The sequence below is a fragment of the Hallella colorans genome, assembly GCF_003096815.1.
Lineage (GTDB): Bacteria > Bacteroidota > Bacteroidia > Bacteroidales > Bacteroidaceae > Prevotella > Prevotella colorans.
Genome location: NZ_QENY01000007.1, coordinates 1 through 22,927, shown reverse-complemented (window position 1 = coordinate 22,927; position 22,927 = coordinate 1). Strand labels below are relative to the sequence as shown.

At 46.5% G+C, this 22,927-nt stretch carries 18 protein-coding genes and 1 riboswitch; of the genes, 9 read left to right on the top strand and 9 right to left on the bottom strand.

The window, feature by feature from the left end; translation table 11 throughout:
• Nucleotides 1-4: 4 nt before the first annotated feature.
• The 6 genes from C7379_RS04830 to C7379_RS04805 form a co-directional block, all read right to left on the bottom strand.
• Nucleotides 5-997 carry an iron ABC transporter permease gene (locus C7379_RS04830; protein ID WP_207773394.1) on the bottom strand — a complete coding sequence of 331 codons (993 nt, stop codon included), beginning with the start codon at nt 995-997 and terminating at the stop codon, nt 5-7.
• A gap of 48 nt (nt 998-1,045) precedes the next feature.
• Nucleotides 1,046-2,155: an ABC transporter substrate-binding protein gene (locus C7379_RS04825; RefSeq protein ID WP_116616244.1), complete on the bottom strand. Its 1,110-nt coding sequence runs from the start codon at nt 2,153-2,155 to the stop codon at nt 1,046-1,048.
• A gap of 1 nt (nt 2,156) precedes the next feature.
• Nucleotides 2,157-3,233 (bottom strand): YncE family protein, encoded by a 1,077-nt coding sequence (locus C7379_RS04820; RefSeq protein WP_116616324.1) that lies wholly within the window; start codon nt 3,231-3,233, stop codon nt 2,157-2,159.
• A 61-nt stretch (nt 3,234-3,294) separates the two neighbouring features.
• Nucleotides 3,295-5,289: a TonB-dependent receptor gene (locus tag C7379_RS04815; protein ID WP_116616243.1), complete on the bottom strand. Its 1,995-nt coding sequence runs from the start codon at nt 5,287-5,289 to the stop codon at nt 3,295-3,297.
• 15 nt (nt 5,290-5,304) lie between these two features.
• A riboswitch (cobalamin riboswitch) is annotated at nt 5,305-5,487 on the bottom strand.
• A 117-nt stretch (nt 5,488-5,604) separates the two neighbouring features.
• Nucleotides 5,605-6,420 (bottom strand): type II pantothenate kinase, encoded by an 816-nt coding sequence (gene coaW, locus C7379_RS04810; RefSeq protein ID WP_116616242.1) that lies wholly within the window; start codon nt 6,418-6,420, stop codon nt 5,605-5,607.
• 79 nt (nt 6,421-6,499) lie between these two features.
• The gene (locus C7379_RS04805; protein ID WP_116616323.1) at nt 6,500-6,910 is read right to left on the bottom strand and encodes a hypothetical protein; all 411 of its coding nucleotides are present in this window, start codon (nt 6,908-6,910) and stop codon (nt 6,500-6,502) included.
• A 161-nt stretch (nt 6,911-7,071) separates the two neighbouring features.
• Between C7379_RS04805 and C7379_RS04800 the strand changes: the two genes are divergently transcribed.
• The gene (locus tag C7379_RS04800) at nt 7,072-7,464 is read left to right on the top strand and encodes a (deoxy)nucleoside triphosphate pyrophosphohydrolase (protein ID WP_116616322.1); all 393 of its coding nucleotides are present in this window, start codon (nt 7,072-7,074) and stop codon (nt 7,462-7,464) included.
• Between the two features lie 66 nt (nt 7,465-7,530).
• Here the strand turns inward: C7379_RS04800 and C7379_RS04795 are convergent, their stop codons facing one another.
• Both C7379_RS04795 and C7379_RS12830 read right to left on the bottom strand, forming a co-directional pair.
• Nucleotides 7,531-8,196 carry a B3/B4 domain-containing protein gene (locus C7379_RS04795; RefSeq protein ID WP_116616241.1) on the bottom strand — a complete coding sequence of 222 codons (666 nt, stop codon included), beginning with the start codon at nt 8,194-8,196 and terminating at the stop codon, nt 7,531-7,533.
• Between the two features lie 518 nt (nt 8,197-8,714).
• Nucleotides 8,715-8,867 (bottom strand): hypothetical protein, encoded by a 153-nt coding sequence (locus C7379_RS12830; RefSeq protein WP_207773393.1) that lies wholly within the window; start codon nt 8,865-8,867, stop codon nt 8,715-8,717.
• Nucleotides 8,868-9,077: 210 nt separating this feature from the next.
• Between C7379_RS12830 and ftcD the strand changes: the two genes are divergently transcribed.
• The 6 genes from ftcD to trmD all read left to right on the top strand — a co-directional run bounded on the left by ftcD (nt 9,078) and on the right by trmD (nt 18,861).
• Nucleotides 9,078-10,781, top strand: coding sequence for a glutamate formimidoyltransferase (gene ftcD, locus C7379_RS04790; RefSeq protein WP_116616240.1), 1,704 nt, complete (start codon nt 9,078-9,080; stop codon nt 10,779-10,781).
• Between the two features lie 21 nt (nt 10,782-10,802).
• Nucleotides 10,803-12,797, top strand: coding sequence for a urocanate hydratase (locus C7379_RS04785; protein ID WP_116616239.1), 1,995 nt, complete (start codon nt 10,803-10,805; stop codon nt 12,795-12,797).
• Between the two features lie 170 nt (nt 12,798-12,967).
• Nucleotides 12,968-14,443: a histidine ammonia-lyase gene (hutH, locus tag C7379_RS04780; RefSeq protein ID WP_116616238.1), complete on the top strand. Its 1,476-nt coding sequence runs from the start codon at nt 12,968-12,970 to the stop codon at nt 14,441-14,443.
• Between the two features lie 94 nt (nt 14,444-14,537).
• Nucleotides 14,538-15,782 (top strand): imidazolonepropionase, encoded by a 1,245-nt coding sequence (gene hutI, locus C7379_RS04775; RefSeq protein ID WP_116616237.1) that lies wholly within the window; start codon nt 14,538-14,540, stop codon nt 15,780-15,782.
• 242 nt (nt 15,783-16,024) lie between these two features.
• Entirely contained in the window at nt 16,025-18,022 is a 1,998-nt protein-coding gene (ligA, locus tag C7379_RS04770; RefSeq protein WP_116616321.1) for an NAD-dependent DNA ligase LigA, read from the top strand.
• A 164-nt stretch (nt 18,023-18,186) separates the two neighbouring features.
• Nucleotides 18,187-18,861, top strand: coding sequence for a tRNA (guanosine(37)-N1)-methyltransferase TrmD (gene trmD, locus C7379_RS04765; RefSeq protein WP_116616236.1), 675 nt, complete (start codon nt 18,187-18,189; stop codon nt 18,859-18,861).
• A gap of 189 nt (nt 18,862-19,050) precedes the next feature.
• Here the strand turns inward: trmD and C7379_RS04760 are convergent, their stop codons facing one another.
• Nucleotides 19,051-19,893: a patatin-like phospholipase family protein gene (locus C7379_RS04760; RefSeq protein ID WP_116616235.1), complete on the bottom strand. Its 843-nt coding sequence runs from the start codon at nt 19,891-19,893 to the stop codon at nt 19,051-19,053.
• A gap of 88 nt (nt 19,894-19,981) precedes the next feature.
• Between C7379_RS04760 and C7379_RS04755 the strand changes: the two genes are divergently transcribed.
• Both C7379_RS04755 and C7379_RS04750 read left to right on the top strand, forming a co-directional pair.
• Nucleotides 19,982-21,379: an aminopeptidase P family protein gene (locus tag C7379_RS04755; protein WP_116616234.1), complete on the top strand. Its 1,398-nt coding sequence runs from the start codon at nt 19,982-19,984 to the stop codon at nt 21,377-21,379.
• Nucleotides 21,380-21,426: 47 nt separating this feature from the next.
• Nucleotides 21,427-22,629, top strand: a complete 1,203-nt coding sequence (locus tag C7379_RS04750) for a C1 family peptidase (protein WP_116616233.1) — start codon at nt 21,427-21,429, stop codon at nt 22,627-22,629.
• Nucleotides 22,630-22,927 lie beyond the last annotated feature (298 nt).

The window sequence follows — 22,927 nt, the reverse complement described above, 5'->3', positions numbered from 1 at the left end:
TTCCTTAACGTTTGATAATGACATATATTATAACGGGCGCTCCGATGATGGGTGTCACCGCGTTGAGCGGCAAAATTCCCAAATCACCGGGCAGCGTTGTAAGAACATTGCAAAAAAGGGCCACAGCGCTACCCATAAGGATTGTAATGGGCAATAAATGCCGATGGTCCGACGTGCGCAAAAGTAATCTCGCAATATGCGGAACAGCCAACGCCACGAAAGCTATAGGCCCGCAAAAGGCTGTCACCACCGCCGTAAGCAGTCCGGTTATAAGTATAAGTACATTGCGTGTACGTTGCACGTTGACTCCCAAGTTTTCCGCATAACGTTCTCCCAGAAGCATCGCATTAAGCGGTTTGACCAGCAAAAGTGTGGAAAGCGATCCCAAGATGGCAAGTGACGCAAACACTGGCATTTGCTCCATAGACACGTTGCCAAAATTGCCCATGCCCCAAACGGCAAAGTTTTTCACACCCTCCTTGGTGGCAAAAAAATTGAGCAATGTTATCGCACTGTAGCTAAGGTAGCCTATCATCACGCCAATAATAATGAGCATCACATTGTTACGCAGCATTTTTCCTATAGACCAGATTGTAGCGGTGACAACTATGGCCCCAACAAACGCTGCTGCCACATACGACAAACTGCTCAGCGCAAGTGAAGCTGCCACGCCGGGAGCCAAGGCGAGCAAAGCCACGGCCAAGCTCGCCCCACTGGTAATGCCAAATATATCGGGTGCCGCCAATGGGTTGCGAAAAACCGTTTGGAGCAACAATCCGCTAACGGCCAAAGCACCACCCGCCAACAACGCCGTCAACATTTGTGGCAAACGGTTCTCCAAGACGATATACTTCCAGCTCTCACGCTGTCCATCATCACCATACAAGATCGCATAAACGTTTGTCAATGGGATGTCCACACTGCCATGCACCAAGCTGATAGCGCATGATAAGATAATGACAACGACAAGCCATATATAAACCAAACCCATCCTCATACTTTCTACATACACCAAGTTCAAGTCCCTGTCCGACACCTATCCATTTTATCGATTGTCCAAACGTTTATAATACCGCAAGGCTCCAAAATTATTTTCAGGGTGAAGCAATATTATCATCTCGCGCAAAAGATAATCCGGGCGGAAAGGAGTCTCCTCAAAATAGGGTGTCACAGAGGTGTTACACTCGTATATCTCACCCGTTCTGAAAGCCCTCAACGCCTTGTACCCTTGAAACTCCCGAAGCAAATCGGAACGTGTCATCATGCGCGTGTCATTATACTTAAACGCCCACACGTCACTCTCGCCAGCCTTGTCAATGATTTGTTCGAATGACAAGGCCAAACTTCCGCCATGTTTGTCATTGGCAAAAGCATAGCGACCATTTGCATCTTTGATGATGGTTCCCACGCTGCTTGCGCCACCCGGCGTGTACCACACGGCGCCAGTCTTGCGCTCCGTGAGCACACTGCGTCCAGCGGGAAGTGTGGCAGCATAGCGTTTCAGTCGTTGGTAGGTGGAGTCCACGACATGAAAGAGAGAATCGGCACGCTCTCCCTCGCCAAACAGTCGGCCATAGTAGCGCATCCACTCCGCTCTCCCCAAGGCAGAAGTCTCCATATAATCAGCCGTTTGAATGATGGGAATACCCAATTTCTCAAGTTTGCCGAAACCATCACTGCCCTCGAATGGGCTAATAAAGATAGCATCGGGGCACGACTCTATGATTTTTTCGATATTCGGGCTCATGGCGTCTCCACAGTCGACAATCTTTCCTTCTTTAGCTTTTCGCTGCACATCAGGCACCAAGATATATTTCAAGTCGCACACGCCAACTATTCTGTCTGTCAATCCAAGATATGCCAAGAGTTGGCAATGCGATGTCGTGAAGACAACAACACGGCGCAGTGGCCGGATAGTCTTATCATCTCCCAGTTCACCCACACGAATGGCTTGCAGTGTATTGCCTTGTTGCCAAGGATTTAACACCGTCGCTTGCATCAGACCATCACTGTCTGAGAGTTGTACGAACTGGGCGTAAGCCATCGACAAATTATTGCCGACGGCTCCCGTCTTGTCGCCATTTTGGCAGGCTGCAAGGCTGCAAAGCAGCAAGCACGCAGCCAGCAAGCCATGCATAGACCTTTGCATTGCCATTTTATTCTTGATGGTTCAAAAAGACAATCGTACCCGGGTTTACACCACAAGGATACTTGCCTTTGAAGTTCCCATCCCTTGTGTAACGAGCCAAATAGCCGTCAGTGACATAGCTTGCCCTACCCGTAACGGCATCTTTATTTTGTGAGGTCACAAACACGTCGCCCGTTATTGGGTCTACCCCCACGCCGTAGGGATAAAGTATCTCACTTCCATCAACCCATTTGGACATGGTTTTGTTTGTCAAGTCGTAAGCGTTGTATGTCGCTGGCTTGCCCCAAGGCGAATTGATGATATAGAGACGATCCGTGCCTGCGGCCATCATCGTGCCTGCGCCAATTACAGAAACATGGTCGGTTTTTATGTCAATTTGCTGCACGGTAGGATTAATGTCCTTATAATTGCCTATGCTAATCACGAACAATTCATTGTTCAAGGCCAAAATTTGGGTAGGATTTACGAGAACCTTGACATCTTTCACCTTGTCAAGCTGTTTGTTAAGTTTCACCACATTGGTGTTATACGTATAGTCTGGATTATGCGAGTTGCAAACGTAAACATATCCATTGGTGGTGGCAATTCCCTCCAAATTGGCACCCACGACCTTTGAGCTGTCCACCACTTTGTAGCTCTGGCTGTCTATTTTGTATACCTTGCCCGTGTACGAGGACACATAAACGCACCCATTGTCAATAGCAAGCTCGCGCGGTTGCCGTATCTTGGCCACAGCAATGGATTTCGATGTTTTTGGATTCACTATCTCCACACGGTTCTCATCAGTCGTGGCAATGTACATCTCGCCCCTTTCGTTAATCACCGCACTGTTAGGCGTACCACCTAAGGAGCGACCGTTTGCCGACTGAAAGACATTGCGTGTCGCCTTCCACGTTTTGTAATCCAAATAGTCAAGACTACCATTTATTTTTTTGTAAAAACTTCCCTCGTTCACCACATAGAGGCCATCAGAAATGACAGCGGGGCATATTGTAGGCTCGTTGCTATCCCCATCGTCATCACATGACACAAACATCAATGTGCCAGTCAGCACAAACGCAAACATTGATAAATACTTCTTCATAATTTTCATAATTTATTTGTTAGTTGTTAATTGTCCATTTATATTCACGTCTTCTTTCTTGTCACATCTCAAACTGCGCCGAGAGCGTCCACGACCGGCCCGGCATAGGATAATGAGCCACTATATCGTATTGCTTGTCAAGCAGGTTTTGCACGCCTCCACGCACAGTTACGCTGCACGATTTCAGCCTCAACACCTTGTATGCGGCGATAGACGCCTCGGCAAATCCGGCAATACGAGTTCCCGGCGCGTGCTCATTAGTGGTCCAACGGGCGCTCATGCCGTCTATCGTGACAGACGCGTTCAACCACATATTCTGCCAATTCAAGGTCGCGGCGAAACTATGTTTGGGCACGTAGGGTATCTGGTTGCCCGAAACAGGTGATTTCTCGATGGTCACAATCCCCACTCGTTGCAAACTGTAATTGGTAGCAAGCTCAAGGCTATGCTTTTTGCTGACACGCCATTCGGCATTAGCAGTGAAGTCCAAGCCATAACTATTCACCTTGGAAATATTCATCATGCTCCAAACAAACATATTGAATGGCACCGCTACAATTTTATCTTTAACCCGCGCATAGTAACCATCGGCCGTAAACCTAAACGATGCTTGCATACCGTCAAGGCTCCCAGTCAGCCCCACGTTAAACTGATTGCTATTCTCTGGTCGAAGCGTGGGGCTTCCTATATGGTAGAAAAACAACTCGTTGAACGTAGGCATACGAAAGATGTTTTTCCAAAAAAAGCGTACGTATAGCTGCTTGCCGGCCATCAACCTGTAAGACACCGACACCGATGGCGACCATCTTCGGGCATTGTCCGGAGCCGAGCCACGCGCCACGCCATGCATATAGTTGGACCACAAAAGCCTCGCCACGCCCGTGAGTCTGCCCCAAACCACCTTTCCGGCAAGCGTCTGCAAGAGACTGTGACGGTAAGGACGCACGCTGATAGGGCCATCAACCCAACTTGTGGGCGTGGTCAGCGTGCTGTTCAGGTTGTTCAAAGCATAGTCGATGGAATAATTCAAGCCCAACCAAGTGGTCGGCGAATAAAGCCACGAAGTGGTGACATAATATTCTCTTTGCCAATAACGCTCGCTCTTCACACCCCCACTCGGAATACCCACGCGATACAAACTTGCCACCCAATTAACCTTGGCGGCCGCTCTCATGGACAAATTAGGAAACCATGCGCCTTGATATCGTAACTGCCCGAAAGCGTTTCGCTCTCGCAGTTGCTCGTCATTGTCCTGCGTATAGAGTCGCACTATGCCAGGCAACTGTCTGTTATTGTCATAATAATACAGTTTGCCCATCAAGCGATTTCGCTCATTCGCCTGCCACACCACATTGGTTTCCATGTGCCCACTGTCCATACGGCTGTTCTGCCTGCGTTCTCTTGTCACCAATTTCACATTTTGAAGCGTGAAAGGATAGTTGTTGTCTGTATGAATATACTCACCCTGTAAGTTCACGTACAAGCCGTCAGCCAATCTATGTCTATAAAAGAACGATGGCTCCACAGTATTCCAAGACCTACCCGTTATCGTAGCGCGAAAGGCTGAAGGCTGTTGTTTATTGTCCCCCATATCGGTTTCCATTTCCAAAACAGCGGCAGAGCTGACCTGTCGAGCTGGCACGAAAATATTGTCTCCGTCGCCTATGGTGAGCCGCAAGCACTGCATATTGGAAAGGCTGCAACGACTTAAGTCTATCTCTCCTGTTTGACAATCGGTGAGCGCCATACCGTCATAGACCACTGCCGTATGCTTGGAGCCAATGCCTCTGACCGACACTGTCTTCATGCCACCCGCGCCGCCATAGTCTTTCACGGTAATGCCGGCCATGTGTTTCAGCGCTTCTTCTATATTGGTTATGCCTTGACGGAGCATAGCTGATCGATCTATTTGTTGCCGCGGAATGGTTGACTGTATGCCGCCTCCCCTATGCACGCCTCTCACTTCCACCTCTTTTATCAAGATGGTATCATTCTGAGCCACAGCCACAAATGGACAAAGGGCCAAACAAAGGATAAACAATACATTCTTTCGCATTCTTCCTCGAGAACAGAAATGGTGTTCACAATGGCAGGTCTTCTGACTTACGGTCTACAACATGAGTCTTCCCGATAACGCTCAGTGACTGTGGTTCATGCTGGATAATACCGATTACAGCAGCGGGACTGCTCGGGACTTACACCCGATTCCCTTTTTAATCCCTCAAACGGGGAACCAATTGTGCATGCAAAGATAACCTTTTTATTTGTCAATACGGTCATTAATCAAACAAAAAGCAAACCGCTCAATCAACAATGCCGTAGAGTGGCCTCTACGGCATTGTTTCAGTTGTTGTCATTGGCATGGTCCAAATCAACGCTTAAAGCAAAGTGCGGCACCAATAGCTGTGCAAAATTCTGAATATTTCGGGATGATAAAATGCACGTTGTACAATTTTTCCATCGAGGGCAAAACCTCTTTACACTGCGGCAACAACGTGAGATTGCCTATCAACACATATTCTTTGATACCTGTGTTGAGCGACGCCAATATGCAGCTTGAGCCTATGGTCTGCAACACCGTGGTAATGATGCCAAGCGCTATATCCTCGCGCGTGGCATTGCTGCGCGCATTGCCAAAAAGCGATGCCGTGGCCGTCTTGGGCAAGTTGGGTAGTGGATTGGGGCTGATATCTCCGATAAGTACGTCTATATTCTGTATATCGCCCTCCATAGCCAATTTTACGATTTGCTTAATATCATCCGTTTTGAGCATGACTCGACTTAGCCCCATGAGGGTTCCACCTCCTAATCCAATGCCACCAATATGATGTATGTCATCGCCATCACATTGTACAATGCTCGTGCCCGTGCCCATAGAGACCACGAGCATGCGGTCAAGATCGGTCTCATAACGCGCACCGAGACCGTCGGCCAAAAACTCTTGTGCCTTGTTGGTGGGCAGACCATAGATAGGTGAGTCAATATATGCGGCTCCTACGCCAGTTATCATAACCTGCTCCACATCCGAGAGCTTGGTGTTGGTGTCAAAAAGATACTTGCCAAATGCACCATATAGCGATGTCACGGGGTCTGTGGCCTTGATGCGAATGGGCGAGACAACTTCGCCTTTTTCATTAATTCCCACTATTTTTGTGGTGCTAATACCTACGTCTATACCAATAATCATAATGCTAAAACGATATTAAGAGATTGTATTGACGACCACCTGGCCCAATCTCATATTTGAAAAAAAAGACTGATATATATCAACGGTTGCTACAATTAAAACTACCCGGCGTGCAAAAATCATCGTCCTCACGATATTTTTCGGTAGAGGGCTGATGAGCAACTAACTGAAATACGCAAAGCGCCAAGATCTCAGGCTCTGACACTTTCACGCCATCGCTCACATCCACGCGATGGCTCAGCAGGTCGCTCATGGCACCAAGGTGCATATTGCTGACAATCAATTTGTCACCAACACGTTTCACCTCAATCGGAGTCTCAATGTAACCAAATGTTGGCTTGGTCTTTTTCATTTCAGCATAATAGTCTGCCATCTCTTGCATCTGCACGTCCAATGGTCGCAAATCATAGTCGTTATTTTCAACCTCTAACCTTACATAGGGTGCCATGGCCTCATAGTCGTATTTGTCTAATAATTGTTTGAATGTCATATCGAATAGTGTTTTTTTGAAAATAAGGGGAAAGCCGAAATCTACCAAGCATACTTGGAATATTGAGGGCAACCCGTTTCGTGCAAAATTACGAAAAAACAAGCAATATATAGCTAATGGACGAGATATTATTCGTATATTCGCAAATAAATATTGAGATAATGGACAAAATCAAAGTAGTAGCGGCCGTCATCAAAAAGGATGATAAAATTCTCTGTATGCAGCGTTGCCGCTCACGCCAAACGTACAATTCTGAGCGTTGGGAATTTCCCGGAGGGAAAATAGAGAAGCATGAGTGTGATCACGAAGCGCTACTTCGCGAAATCAAAGAGGAAATGGATTGGGATATATATGTGGGACGACGGATAGGAACTGTGAGCCACGATTATCCAGACATCTCCGTCGAGATAGCCGCATATCTCTGCAAACCGGGCGATGGCGAGTTTACCATGTTGGAGCATTTGGATGCGAAATGGCTCACCGCCAACGAATTGCCAACGCTCAATTGGGCTGATGCCGACAAGAAAATAGTGGAGTTGATACGCAAGTTATAACCTGCCAACGTTTTCTATTTACATTCTTTTATCCCAACTGATTTTCTATTTGGGTATGGCTATGCGCTATCTATATAAGGTGTAGGTAGCCTCGTGCCCGTCACAATATTTTTTCACCAAGCCAATGATATATTCAGCATTGGCCTTAACAGCATCCTCATTGCCATCATAACCATTTATGAGCACCACCAAATGAGTGGTGTCTATAGACATTTTGGTACGTTCATGGTCAGAGGTAGGCGTGCCTACCCCACCCTGCTCGTCTCTGTAAACCGGCAGTCCATCAATGTTAAGCATGCCTCTGCCAATACCCTCATAAGGCTCATCGGCACGCCCAATGCCCAGCGTCAAGGTGTCGCCCACAAATTTGTCCGCGTCAAAGCCACCGATGCTATAACCATAAGCAATACTGGCCAAATTGACAAGGTCTACCAAAGTGTCTCGCTGATATAAAGGCTTGTTCTGTAACATTCTGCGAATCAATGCCTCGGCTGCCGGCCGATAACGTGAAGGATCTTTGCCACATGCACGATAAACTTTTCGAGTGGCCTTGATTCCAGACAACTCTTTGAGCGATTCTGTCGTGAGTGTTGCACGATATTTATCACCCCAAGCATTGATTTCATCCCACAACGCCTGACAATACTTGCTGTTCTTGACCTTTGCCTGCACACATGCACCCACAAATTTAGGACACACTTGGTCTATTTCTTTTGATACGATGACTTGCATTATTGTAACGGTTAATTATTCCTTATGAGACAAGGACGAGTTGCATTCTTTTGCAAACTTACATATTTTTCAGCTATTTCAGAAAGATTAGCTGGAAATTCATTTCTCGATTCAAGATATTTGATAGCTCAACGCATTACCAATTGAAATATTGAGAAAATTTAGACAAACTCCTTGGAGATATTGCACGGAAACTTTTATTGCATCCCTAAACGCATGTCAAAATCAAAATTTAATCATAAAAAAAGGGTATACGAAAATCTTCGAAATAGCGCTTGAAAAATGATTTCTTTGCTTAAAAACTTTAGAGAAACGACGCTCTATGCTTTGTGTCGTCTCGATTAATAGTTAATGACATTGCGTTTCAGACCTAATCACGATGCGATTAAGTCGTATTGGTCATGTCATTAAGGCTTAATGGCATCGCGATTAAAACCTAATCGCAAAAGAAAAATAATGTTTTTTTGCGCAATCCGCATCTTTATGTCTGTAGATTAATGATTATCAGGATTTTATCATTACATGCTTATTTTTGCCGAATTTTGAGCCACAGAGTTTTCATTTTTAAATAAGCCACGCTTACGAGAGCATTTGTCAGATAATTTCAAAATTGTTTTTAATTGACAAGCTAAATAAATTGAAAAAACGATTTTATATTCATTGTCTGGCATGCGTTTATTTGCTTTTTTAAAATAGAACACTCTTGATCATGGATTGCATTTCCGACAATCTAATAATATAAATTATACGGCTAAACCAAAGAAAAAAATACATATTTAAATTATTTATGAACAAATAATAATAAATATTTTGCTATCTGCTGGCTTATGCTTAATTTTACACCAAGAAAAAAATAAACCTAAATTTAATCTTAAACTATCATGGTACAAGAAAAGCAAATTGTTGAGTGCGTCCCTAATATTAGCGAGGGTCGCAACAAAGGAATTATCAAGCAAGTAACAGACGAGATTGAGCGCGTAAAAGGTGTAATGCTCTTGGACGTAGACCCCGGAGAAGCCACCAACCGCACTGTGATTACTTTCGTTGGCTCGCCTGACGTGGTTGTGGAGGCTGCTTTCCAATGCGTGAAAAAAGCCGCACAGCTCATTGACATGCGCCAACAACACGGCGCTCACCCTCGTATGGGTGCAACCGACGTATGCCCACTCATCCCAGTCGCAGGCATTACGCTTGAGGAATGTGCCGAGCTGGCACGCAAATTGGCGCAGCGCATCGCCACCGAACTGAACGTACCCTGCTATTGCTACGAGGCTGCGGCAAGGACGCCGGAGCGCAAAAACCTCGCTATCTGCCGTAAAGGCGAATATGAGGGATTGCAAGAGAGAATGACCGTAGAGAAAGAAGCTCCCGACTTTGGAGCAAGACCATGGGACGAAGCACTGGCACGCACTGGCTGTACGGCTGTAGGAGCCCGCGACTTCCTGATAGCAACCAACTTTAATCTCAACACCACTTCAACACGTCGCGCCAACGCCATCGCATTCGACGTGCGCGAGAAAGGACGCCCACAGCGTGAGGGCGGATCACCCGTAGGCAAACCCATGAAGGACGCTAACGGCAAAACAATCATGATACCGGGAACACTGAAGGGGACCAAAGCCATCGGATGGTATATAGACGAATATGGCATCGCGCAGGTATCCATGAATATCACCGATATCAACAAGACCCCATTGCACATTGCTTTCGACGAGGTTTGTCGCTGCGCACAAAACCGCGGCATTCGCGTGACAGGTACGGAAATCGTGGGATTGATACCTAAACGCACGCTGATAGAAGCTGGTAAATATTTCTTGAAAAAGCAAGAACGCTCTACAGGAATACCCGAAAGCGACATCATCAAGATTGCCATCAAGTCTATGGGCTTGGACGACTTAAAAGAATTTAATCCTCGTGAGAAAGTCATCGAGTTTCTTTTGGAAGACGCTCAGAAGACGGCCCGCCTAATAGACCTTACCGTAGACGAATTTGCCAATGAAACATCGCGCGAATCTCCAGCCCCCGGTGGTGGTACCATCTCTGCTTATATGGGTGCCCTTGGCGCCGCTCTCGGCACCATGGTTGCCAACCTTTCAAGCCACAAGGCTGGTTGGGACGCACGCTGGGAAGAGTTCAGCAAATGGGCCGACAAGGGTCAGGCAGTACAAGCAGAGCTGATGACGCTCGTAGATGAAGACACCGAAGCTTTCAACCGTATTATGGAAGCGTTTGGCCTACCGAAAAAAACGGATGAGGAAAAAGCCGCTCGCACCGCTGCCATTCAAGCCGCCACGTTGTTCGCCACGGAAGTGCCCTTGCACACCATGAACGCTTCTTACAAAGTGTTCGAGATATGCAAGGCTATGGCAGAAGAGGGCAATCCAAACAGTGTTTCGGACGCAGGAGTAGGCGTGCTTGCCGCACGAGCAGCGGTATTGGGCGCAGGGCTTAACGTGAAAATCAACGCCTCGGGATTGAAAGACCGCGCAACGGCCGACAAATTGGTTGGCGAAGCGAACGAATTGATAAAGAAAGCCAACGAACTTGAGGCTGAAATTATGAAAATAGTAGAGGAAAAATTATAATCAGCTAAAAATCTATAAACTATGACAAAAGAACAATTTATCGAAGACATTCGTGCCGGTATTCCCGACACGCTGCCTGAACCACAACCTTACGACAAAGAGATCAATCATGCTCCAAAGCGTAAAGACATCTTGACAGCAGAGGAGAAGAAGCTCGCTTTGCGCAATGCTTTGCGCTATTTTCCAAAGAAATTTCACGCCACATTGGCACCTGAATTTGTTAAAGAACTGCAAACCTACGGTCGCATATACATGTATCGGTTCCGCCCATCCTATGAGATGTACGCCCGTCCAATAGACGAATATCCACACAAGTCAGTGCAAGCCGCGGCAATCATGATGATGATACAAAATAATTTGGACAAGGCCGTGGCACAACATCCGCACGAATTGATCACCTATGGCGGTAATGGCGCAGTGTTTCAAAACTGGGCACAATATAGACTTGTGATGAAATATCTGAGCGAAATGACCGACGAGCAGACGCTCGTGATGTATTCGGGCCATCCGCTCGGGCTTTTTCCGTCGCACAAAAACGCTCCGCGCGTGGTGGTTACCAATGGTATGGTCATACCCAATTACTCCAAACAAGACGACTGGGAGCGCGACAATGCACTCGGCGTGAGCCAATATGGGCAGATGACCGCCGGATCTTATATGTACATTGGCCCGCAAGGTATCGTTCATGGAACGACCATCACCGTGCTGAACGCAGCCCGCAAGGTAGGCGGCGACAACATGAAGCTGTTTGTTACATCTGGTTTAGGTGGTATGTCGGGTGCCCAACCCAAAGCAGGCAATATTGCAGGCGTGGTGAGCGTCACGGCAGAAATTAATCCGTTGGCAGCTCGCAAACGCTACGACCAAGGCTGGGTGGACGAGCTTCACGATAATTTGGATGAGTTGATACCCGCCATTCGCAAAGCCGTTGAAGAGCGTCGAGTTGTCTCGTTGGCATACGTTGGCAATGTGGTGGACCTTTGGGAGCGTTTGGCAGAAGAAGATGTTCGAGTGGATCTTGGCTCTGATCAGACTTCCCTCCACAATCCGTGGGCAGGCGGTTACTACCCCGTGGGCATCTCTTTTGAGGAGAGCAAGCGCATGATGGCAGAAGAGCCTGAGATATTCAAGGAGAAAGTGAAAGAATCGTTGCGCCGTCAGGTGGCAGCCATCAACAAGCTCACGGCCAAAGGTATGTACTTCTTCGACTATGGAAACGCTTTCCTTTTGGAGTCGAGTCGTGCAGGCGCTGACATCATGGGAGCAAACAACAAGTTCCGCTACCCCTCTTATGTTCAAGACATCATGGGACCGATGTTCTTTGACTACGGCTTCGGGCCATTCCGCTGGGTTTGTTCATCGGGTGACCCCAAAGACTTGGAGGTAACGGATAGAATTGCCACAAAGGTGTTGGAAGAAATCAGGGAAACCGCCACTCCCGATATTATCGGCCAGTTAGACGACAACATTCACTGGATTAAAGAGGCTGGGAAAAACCGTCTTGTCGTTGGCTCGCAAGCACGTATCCTTTATGCCGACTGTGAGGGAAGGACGAAAATAGCCTTGGCTTTCAACGAAGCTATCAAACGTGGCGAAATCAGCAGGCCTGTCGTTCTTGGCAGAGACCATCATGATGTATCGGGCACCGACTCTCCTTTCCGCGAGACCTCTAACATTTACGACGGTTCACAGTTCTGCGCCGATATGGCCGTACAGAACGTAATCGGCGACGCTTTCCGTGGCGCGACATGGGTTTCCATCCACAATGGAGGCGGTGTTGGCTGGGGCGAAGTGATGAACGGAGGCTTTGGCATGGTCATTGACGGTGGCAAAGATTCGGAACGCCACATTCGCGAGATGCTCCTTTGGGATGTTAACAATGGCATTACGCGCCGCAGCTGGGCTCGCAACGAAGGCTCCATAGCTGCCATCAAGCGAGAAATGGAGCGTACTCCCAATTTGAAAGTTACGCTTCCTAACCTTGTCGATGACGAAGTGATAAATAAAGCATTTTAAAAACAAAAACCTATGGATAAGAAAGCGACCTCTCAAAGAGCGCCGACCGTTCTGCCGCAAGCATGCGAGCAACTCAAGCGGAGACTCTCCCAATGATTGCGTGAAAAGTAAGAGACAGCCAAGTAGTCGCTTTCTTATCCTTAATATTACAACAACCAAACAATAAAAAAATGACACACAAAATAAGTGCAGACCATCTTTCAATAGAAAGAATTGGTGAAATCATTACGAAAGGCATCAAACTCGAACTATCCGACGATGCACGTCAAAGAATTATCCGATGCCGCGAGTATCTGGACAAGAAAATCGAGACATCCGACAAACCCGTCTATGGTGTGACAACAGGTTTCGGATCGCTGTACAAAATATCTATTGACAAGCAGCGATTAGCGGACCTACAGAAGAACCTAATGATGTCGCACGCATGTGGTGTGGGCGATAGAGTCCCCAATGAAATAGTGAAAATAATGCTCCTTCTCAAAGTGCAATCCCTCAGCTATGGTTATTCAGGCTGCCAGATTGCTACAGTGGAGCGCTTGATAGATTTCTTCAACAACGATATATACCCCGTGGTTTACATGCAGGGCTCACTTGGAGCCTCTGGCGATTTGGTTCCATTGGCACACCTATGCCTACCATTGATAGGTATGGGTAAAGTAGAATATAAAGGGGAAATCATTTCGGGAGAAGAAATGCTACGTAAAATGGGTTGGCAACCCATACAACTTGTTTCGAAAGAAGGTTTAGCCTTGCTCAATGGTACACAGAACATGGGTGCTTTTGCGGTATGGTCCCTGCTTCAGTCGGAGCGCCTAAGCGATTGGGCTGACAAGATTAGCGCAATGTCACTTGAGGCTTACGACGGGCGCATTGAGCCTTTCTTACACGCTGTAAACGCTGTTCGCCCACACCAAGGACAAATTGAAACGGCAGCCCACATTCGTGAGTTGCTCGAAGGCAGCGAACTTATCAAGCAGCCCAAAGTAAACGTACAAGACCCCTATTCTTTCCGCTGCATACCGCAAGTTCATGGCGCTTCCAAAGACACTATTCGTTATGTGAAATCTGTGATCGACATCGAGGTGAACGCAGCGACCGACAATCCAACCGTCTGCCCAGACGAAGACTTGATTATTTCGGCAGGTAACTTTCATGGCGAGCCTATTGCCCAACCGATGGATTTCCTTGCAATAGCACTCTGCGAACTCAGTAACATATCTGAACGTCGTATTTATAAGCTCGTGTCGGGCACACGCGACCTTCCAAGTTTCTTGGTTGCCAAACCGGGATTAAATAGCGGTTTCATGATTCCACAATACACAGCAGCCTCCATCGTAAGCCAAAGCAAAATGTATTGCACACCGGCTTCTGCCGACAGCATACCATCGTCACAGGGCCAAGAAGACCACGTCAGCATGGGTGCCAACGCAGCAACCAAGCTCTATCAAGTGGTATTAAACACAGAACGTGTGCTTGCCATTGAGCTTTTCAATGCCGCACAAGCACTGGAGTTCCGTCGTCCGCTCAAATCATCGCCTGTAATCGAAGCTATCTTCGAAGAATATCGCAAAGCGGTGCCATTTGTTGAAAACGATCAATTTATGGCTCCACACATTGCCAAATCCGTGGAGTTCCTGAGAAAATAAGAATCTTTTTTCTAACCATTAGGCCTCATCCGCTTCGCTTTATCCCTTTTGGGGAAAGAGAAGTGGATAAGGCTTTTTCATTAAACAAAAGATTATGAAATTATTAGTAACAAATATAGACATTCTCGCGGGTATCGGACATGATGGCAAGCGCTGTCTGAAAGGAGACGAAATGGCCCGTATTGACACCATTGAGCACGCTTACCTATATGTGGAAGACGGACGCATTGCATCGTATGGGAAACGCAGCGACATGCCGCAAATAGACAGTGACACAACCGTCGTGGATGCCGAGGGCGGAGCGGTGCTACCGTCTTTTTGCGATTCGCACACCCATATTGTCTACGCCGGAAGTCGAGAAGGCGAATTTGTGGATAAAATTCGTGGCCTAAGCTATGCTGAAATAGCCAAGCGTGGCGGTGGTATTCTCAACTCGGCCGACCGCCTTCATGAGCTGTCCGAGGACGAACTATACACGCAAGCCATGAAACGCGTGGACGAAGTTATCCGCAAAGGTACAGGAGCCATAGAGATAAAAAGCGGCTATGGGCTCAATCTCGAGGACGAACTGAAAATGCTGCGTGTCATTCGGCGTATCAAAGAAACATCCCCGGTAAAAGTAGTGGCCAATTTTCTCGGTGCGCATGCGGTGGGTCGAGCGTTTGCTGGCAGACAAAAAGAATATGTAGACCATGTCATCAATGACATGCTACCAGCGGTAGCAAAAGAAAATCTCGCTGACTTCATCGACGTGTTCTGCGACGAAGGATTTTTCACGCCTGACGAGACACGACGCATTCTTAAAGCAGGAGCAAAATACGGGCTGCGTGGAAAAATTCATGCTGAAGAACTTGCGGTATCGGGTGGAGTGGATGTTGCCGTGGAATGTGACGCTCTTTCGGTAGACCACCTTGAAGCAATGGACGACCACGATATCGAGTTGCTCAAAAACACAAACACCATACCCACTGCCCTGCCAGGCACATCATTCTTCCTGAACATGCCGTTTGCGCCAGCCAGAAAGATGATTCAGGCCGGGTTGCCAATGGCCATTGCCTCTGATTACAACCCCGGTTCCACCCCGTCAGGCGATATGAAGTTTGCTGTTTCACTTGCCTGTATTAAAATGCGGCTTATGCCGGCCGAAGCAATCAATGCGGCAACACTTAACAGTGCGTGCGCCATGGGGTTAAGTGAAGACTACGGTTCGATAACCAAAGGGAAAGTAGCCAACTTCTATATTACAGACCCTATTCCATCCATCGACTTCATTCCCTATGCTTACACCACACCAATCATACGCCGTATATTCCTCAAAGGTGTAGAGTATCGCAAGTGAAAAACATGTTGAACATGAGCTAATGACCCAAGCCATGTGTCAAAGACTATCCACGGCTCAGGCCCTAATAAGGACAACTGCCCATCCTTATTAGGGCTTGCCGTTTGTAAGCGTAGGAACAAAGCACAAAGTGAAGGTTATTGGAAACAAATAAAATATTTATTGTTATCTTTGTGAGCACAATCCGCGACATACATTTAGTCATGCTATCATACACAAAGAACATGAACAACCAAACCACAATGGACAAACTTCAGAGAATGAGACAGTTGGTCGACGAGCTTAACACTGCGTCAGAAGCTTATTACAATGGCAAAGGCGAACTGATGACCGACTTCGAATGGGACGCGAAGTTTGACGAACTGAAACGGTTGGAACAGGAGACAGGACAAAAACTACCCGAAACACCCACCGCAAAAGTTTCGGAAGACAATATAACTGGTCAAAAAGAAGAGCATGAATTTGCCACTTTGTCATTGGCCAAGACAAAAGAAACTGCCGATTTGGTTAAATGGGCAGAGGGCAAGCCCATCTGGATATCATGGAAATTAGATGGCCTTACCTTGGTAGTGACGTATGATGGTGGCAAACTATCTAAGATTGTGACACGAGGCAATGGCCATGTCGGGACTAATATTACACATCTTGGCAGGGCCATCAATGGCATACCACCAAAAATCAAAGACAAAGGGCACGTGGTGATACGTGGCGAAGCCATCATCTCGTATGAAGACTTTGAACGATTCAACATGGAAAACGATGGCGGATTTGCCAACCCACGCAACCTGGCGTCTGGCTCTCTCACGCTCAAAGACGTTGCCGAGGTGGCGGAGCGACACATCAAATGGATACCTTTCACTCTGGTTTATTGCGAGCAAAAATTGACATCGTGGGGACAACGCATGCAGTTTCTGAAAGACAATGGAATGAACTGCGTGGAGCACGAATTGGTAAGCCACCCCACAATCACGGAAATGCAAAAAGTGATAGACCAGTGGACGTTGCGCGTTACCGGTCGCAAAAATCCATACCCCGTGGACGGTCTTGTCATCGTATATGACGACACCGAATACGCTGCGACCGGTTCGGTTACCGGCCATCATGCCACACGGGCCGGCTACGCTTTCAAATGGCAAGACGAAAGCGCCACCACCACGTTGGAAGACATTGAATGGAGTTGCGCGGCATCAACCATTTCGCCCGTCGCCATATTCACGCCTGTAGAACTTGAAGGCACTATCGTGAAACGAGCTTCGCTCTGCAATATAAGCGAATGTGAACGATTGGGCATTGGAAGCCAAGGCACATCCTTAGAAGTTATCAAGGCAAACAAGATTATTCCTAAGGTAATCAAAGTGAACAAGAAAATAGGTGAACTGGACATACCATGCCATTGTCCAGTATGCCAATCGCTCACCGAGGTGAGGGTTAGCCCTAACAGTGGCACCCAAACACTGCATTGTACCAACGATAAATGCCCCGCCAAACAACTTAAAAAATTCGATCGCTTTGTCTCCAAGGAAGGCGTGAACGTAGACGGAATATCAGAGCAGACATTGTCTCGCTTTATTAATCTGGGCTGGATTACGGAGTACGCTGATATATACAGTTTACCTGACCATGCAGAAGCGATAGCTCAGTTGGAAGGTTTCGGCCAAAAGTCGGCTGCCAATATTGTCAATTCCGTAGAACAAGCACGTAAAGTTGACGCGCGCCGACTGTTATTCGCTCTATCCATACCAATGATAGGACAAGACGTATGCAAGCGTTTGCTCGCGGCTTACTCCTTACAAGAGCTCATAGAGATAGCAACTGGGCATAAAAACAACGGAGAATTGTTTTCGGTCCAACCCGAAACCATTCTTGAAACCATACCCGGGATTGGACCGGAAAAGGCGGCATCGTTTGTCAATTGGTTCAAAGAACCTGAAAACAAAGGCATGGTTGAACGCCTCTTACCCAAGCTAACCATTGAAGAGACGGCAACAACGCCAATGGGCAAGCGCTGCGATGGACAGACATTCGTGGTGACAGGCGACGTGAAACACTACAAAAACCGCAATGAGCTAAAAACTTACATAGAAGGTCAAGGCGGCAAGGTGACTGGCTCTGTAAGCAAATCGACCTCGTTTTTGATTAACAATGACGTGCTATCAACAAGCGGCAAAAATCAAAAAGCGAAGCAGCTAAATATTCCCATCATATCCGAGGAAGATTTTATACGCCGATTTGTGGATTGACAGAAATGATATTGCACGAATGAGAAAAATACATTAATTTTGCGCCGAGCAAACAAAGACTCACGCAAGGCTCATCGTCAGATAAGCCAAGAAGAATGATGGTTACAAATATGCGCTCGCTTAACATACAAGGTTACACCTCTTTTTATATATAGCACTTTAACATGAGAATAGACATCATCACCGTATTACCAGAAATGATAGAGGGTTTTGTCAACGAGTCGATATTGGCTCGCGCACAGAAAAAAGGCTTGGCAGAAATCCATTTGCATAATCTACGCGACTATACACATGACAAATGGCGCAGGGTGGACGACTATCCCTACGGCGGGTTTGCGGGGATGGTAATGCAAATTGAGCCGATAGATCGCTGCCTGTCGGCCTTGAAAGCCGAGCGCGACTATGACGATGTAATCTATGTGACACCCGATGGCGAGAAGTTTAACCAGCACATGGCGAACGAAATGAGCTTGCAAAAAAACATCGTGTTGCTTTGTGGCCATTATAAAGGTATTGACCAACGTGTGCGCGACCATCTCATCACACGCGAGATAAGCGTGGGCGACTTCGTACTCACAGGCGGCGAATTAGCCGCGGCAGCCATCGCCGACGCTGTGGTAAGGGTGGTTCCCGGCGTAATCGGCGACGAACAGAGCGCCCTGTCAGATTGTTTTCAAGACGATTTGCTGGCTGCGCCCATCTATTCGCGGCCAGCGGAATACAAAGGTTGGAAAGTGCCCGAAGTGCTGTTGAGTGGCAACGAGGCGAAAATAAAACAGTGGGAAATGGAACAAGCCATGGAACGAACCAAGCAATTGAGACCTGATTTGCTGAAATGAAGAGGCAACGTCTAAGACGTGGAGTATAAATCCTAAAAAAGTAAGCGCAAAAAAATTAAGAAAATATAGCTTTGAATATGGTTAAGAACAAATATCCGACTGATATTTTGGCACAATAACCTGAGGCCTACGACCACAGAAAAAACACGCCCAAGCAATCAACATCAACAAGACCGTGAGCGAATGAGATCACGCATAAGTCTCGCAAAATTTTTCCCCAAGCGCGAACCCCTCTTCGTAAAGAGCCTCCAACTTGTTAATATTTTTCTCCATCCGGCCCACATCCATACATCGTTGTGGACGAATACAAATAATGGAACCTTGTCTCTCAAGATCCTCGACGAGCTGAAGTTGCTCATTGTAGGCTTCGATTCTATGACTGAGGGCGACCCTTAGACGAGGATAATTCTTGTAAATGAAACTTGGTATTTTACGATCTCTCACTTTCTTGCGGTAACCATAATTGCGCGTGCAAACAACAATGTTGGTAGAATGCCCCGTATCAAAGGCTCGCATCACAGGTATGGAATCGACAATGCCACCATCAAGCAGGGGCTGCCCATCTATTTCTACTATCTTGCTGACAAATGGCAAACTGCTTGAGGCACGCACCATGTCGAGAGCACGCTGGACATTGGATGTCTCCGTGAGATATGCCGGACGACCAGTACGGCAGTTGGTGGCAACAGCCTCGAAACCCTTGGAAAAGCGAAAAAATGTGTCATAATCGAAGGGGAGCAACTCATTGGGGAAACGATCATAAAGCAATTTCTGGTCGAACATACAGCCTTGTGTCACCAAATGCCTAATGCCTATATAATCATATTTTGCCAAATAATCAATATTCGAGATACGCGCACGCCGCGGCTGGCGTGAGATATAGCTCATGGCATTGCATGCTCCTGCAGAAACGGCAACGACATACTGAAAATAAACATCATGCTTCATAAAAGCATCAAGCACGCCAGTGGTAAAAACACCACGCATTCCACCACCTTCAAGCACCAAGCCCGTATTCTTGCCCAAACGCATAAAAACTATTAATTTTATATGCAAATATAGTAAATTTTAATGAAGATTTCGTATCTTTGCAATAGATAGATTTTAAAATAACCTAAATATGTTTAGCAAAGAAACCTATGTTAGCCGTCGCGCAGAATTAAAAAAACTCGTTAAAAGTGGTATTGTTGTTCTTTTTGGCAATAATAATGCCCCTGCTAATTTCCCCAATAATGGTTATCACCCTTTCCGTCAAGACTCTTCTTTCCTGTATTATTTTGGACAGAACATAGATGGACTTGTAGGTGTTATCGACGTTGACAACAACAAAGAAACCCTTATTGGTGATGACATTTCCATAGACGATATCGTATGGTATGGCGCTGTGGATAGTGTGCACGACATGGCCGAGCAAGTGGGCGTATCCAACAGCGCACCAATGAAAGAATTGGCAAAAATATGCAAAGAGGCCAAACGCGACAAACGCACCATACATTTCTTGCCACCTTACCGGGCAGATATCAAAATTATGATTTCTGATCTGCTGGGCATACATCCTGACAAGCAGAAGGCTCAAGCGTCTATGACGCTGATTCAAGCTGTGGTGAAAATGCGCTCCACCAAGACAGAAGAAGAAATAGAAGAATTGGAACGTGCCGCACTAATTGGCTACAAAATGCACACAACGGCCATGAAGATGTGCCGGCCCGGCATTACAGAAAAGGAAATTGCTGGAACACTTGATGGTATAGCCAATGGCATGGGTGCCATGGTGAGTTTCCCCACCATCCTTTCACAGCACGGTGAGATACAACACGGAGCGCCGTCGATGGCCAAATTACAAGCCGGAAAACTCATGCTATGCGACGCTGGAGCTGAAACCATTAACAACTACTGCTCTGACAACACGCGTACAACACCTGTAAGCGGTCGCTATGATCAAAGACAATTGGAAATATACTCCATTGTCGAGGAATGCCACGACTATGTGCTGACCGTGGCTAAACCTGGCGTGAAATGGTGGGACGTGCACTTCGGTGTATGCCGATTGATGACAGAACGACTGAAAGAGCTGGGCTTGATGCGTGGAGACACCGACGACGCTGTGGCGGCAGGCGCACATGCTATGTTCATGGTGCATGGTTTGGGACACATGATGGGTATGGATGTACACGACATGGAGAGCTTTGACCAAATAAACGTGGGCTTCGACGAGGAAGTTAGGCCCAACTTGGAACAGTTTGGAACCAACTGTCTGCGTATGGGCAGACGCTTGCAAGAGGGTTTTGTTGTGACGGACGAACCGGGCATATATTTTATCCCAGCGCTCATTGATAACTGGAAGGCAAGTGGACACTGCAAGGAGTTTATCAATTTCGACAAGCTCGAGACCTACAAAGACTTTGGAGGGATACGTTTGGAAGATGACTTGCTCATCACAAAAAATGGCTGTCGTTTCATCGGCAAAGACAGAATACCCTATCACCCCAAAGATGTAGAAGCTTTTATCGCTCGTTAACCCTGTGCCAATCACACAGATACTAATTTTATAAATCTAAAAAAATAATGAAAAAACTATTTTTTATGGCTTTTCTCGCAGTTTTTGCGATTGGAGCTAACGCACAAGAAAAGAAGGCGACAAAAAATTTGAACAAGCCCGTTTTCACTGTGGTGAAACAAAATCCGATTACAAGTATTAAGGACCAAAACCGTTCGGGCACCTGCTGGGCTTACTCTACGTTGAGCTATTTTGAAGCTGAAATACTGAAAGCCACTGGCAAAACATACGACCTTTGCGAAAGCTTCGTAGCTAACAAAACATATATGGACCGTGCTATACAGGTAGTAAGACTGCATGGCGACTGCCAGTTCGCACAAGGTGGCAGTTCATACGATGCGTATTATACACTCAAGAACTATGGAATTTGTCCAGAAAACGCCATGCCTTTCCCTGGCAGTCTATATGGCGATTCGCTGAACAACTTTAACGAATTCTTCTCTGTAATGTCTCCATACGTGCAATCTGTAGCTAAATCAACAGCCAAAAAGATTTCTGGACAGTGGAAAGTGGGATTGCAAGGTATTCTCGATGCCTATCTGGGTAAATGCCCTGAGACTTTCACATACCAAGGCAAAACATATACACCGAAGAGCTTCGCACAGAGTTTAGGTCTCAACTGGGACAATTACACCACATTCACCTCATACACACATCATCCTTTCTGGACAGCTTTCGCGGTGGAAGTGCAAGACAACTGGCGTAACCCACTCTCTTGGAATGTTCCTATAGAAGAACTGAGCAAAATCATTGACAACGCTATCATGAACGGTTACACCGTAGCCTGGGGTGGAGATGTCAGCGAGGATGGCTTTACAAGACAGGGATTGGCCTACATGTATGACACTAAAAAGATAGAAAGCATGGAAGGCAGCGACATGGCCAGATGGCTTAAACTCAGCAAGACTAAGAAAAAGAATATCGTCGATTCACTGGGCGTAAACGTACCAGAAATTACACCGACACAGAAAAGTCGTCAAGAGCGCTACGACAGTTGGGAACTTACCGATGATCACGGCATGCTTATCTTTGGCATTGCAAAGGACCAAAACGGCAAGGAATACTACATGGTGAAAAACTCATGGGGTGAGACTGGCGATTACAAAGGTATTTGGTATATGACCAAAAACTTTATTGTGGCCAACACCATGGACTTTATGATTAACAAAAATGCCGTGCCTAAGGACATCAGAAAAAAACTCGGTATATAAATTTAATCAAAATATAAAATGTACAAGCTCCGAACATAAAAAAATGTTCGGAGCTTTTTTGAATGATACTCGTCATATAAAAGTTAGCGCTTTACCGTCCACGAAGTTAGTAAATAGTCTCCCCTTGAAAAGTGTTTAATCATCTGGTTATCAATAAAATAATCGTTTCCAAACTTGCATATTTCTACAAAGTTTTGTACCTATGTATAGTAAAATCTTGCAATTCAACGATGTATAAATCTCCATCCAAAGTCCGTCAGGCATCATTATTCTGGGATCTTGAGGCAATGCTCTCTCC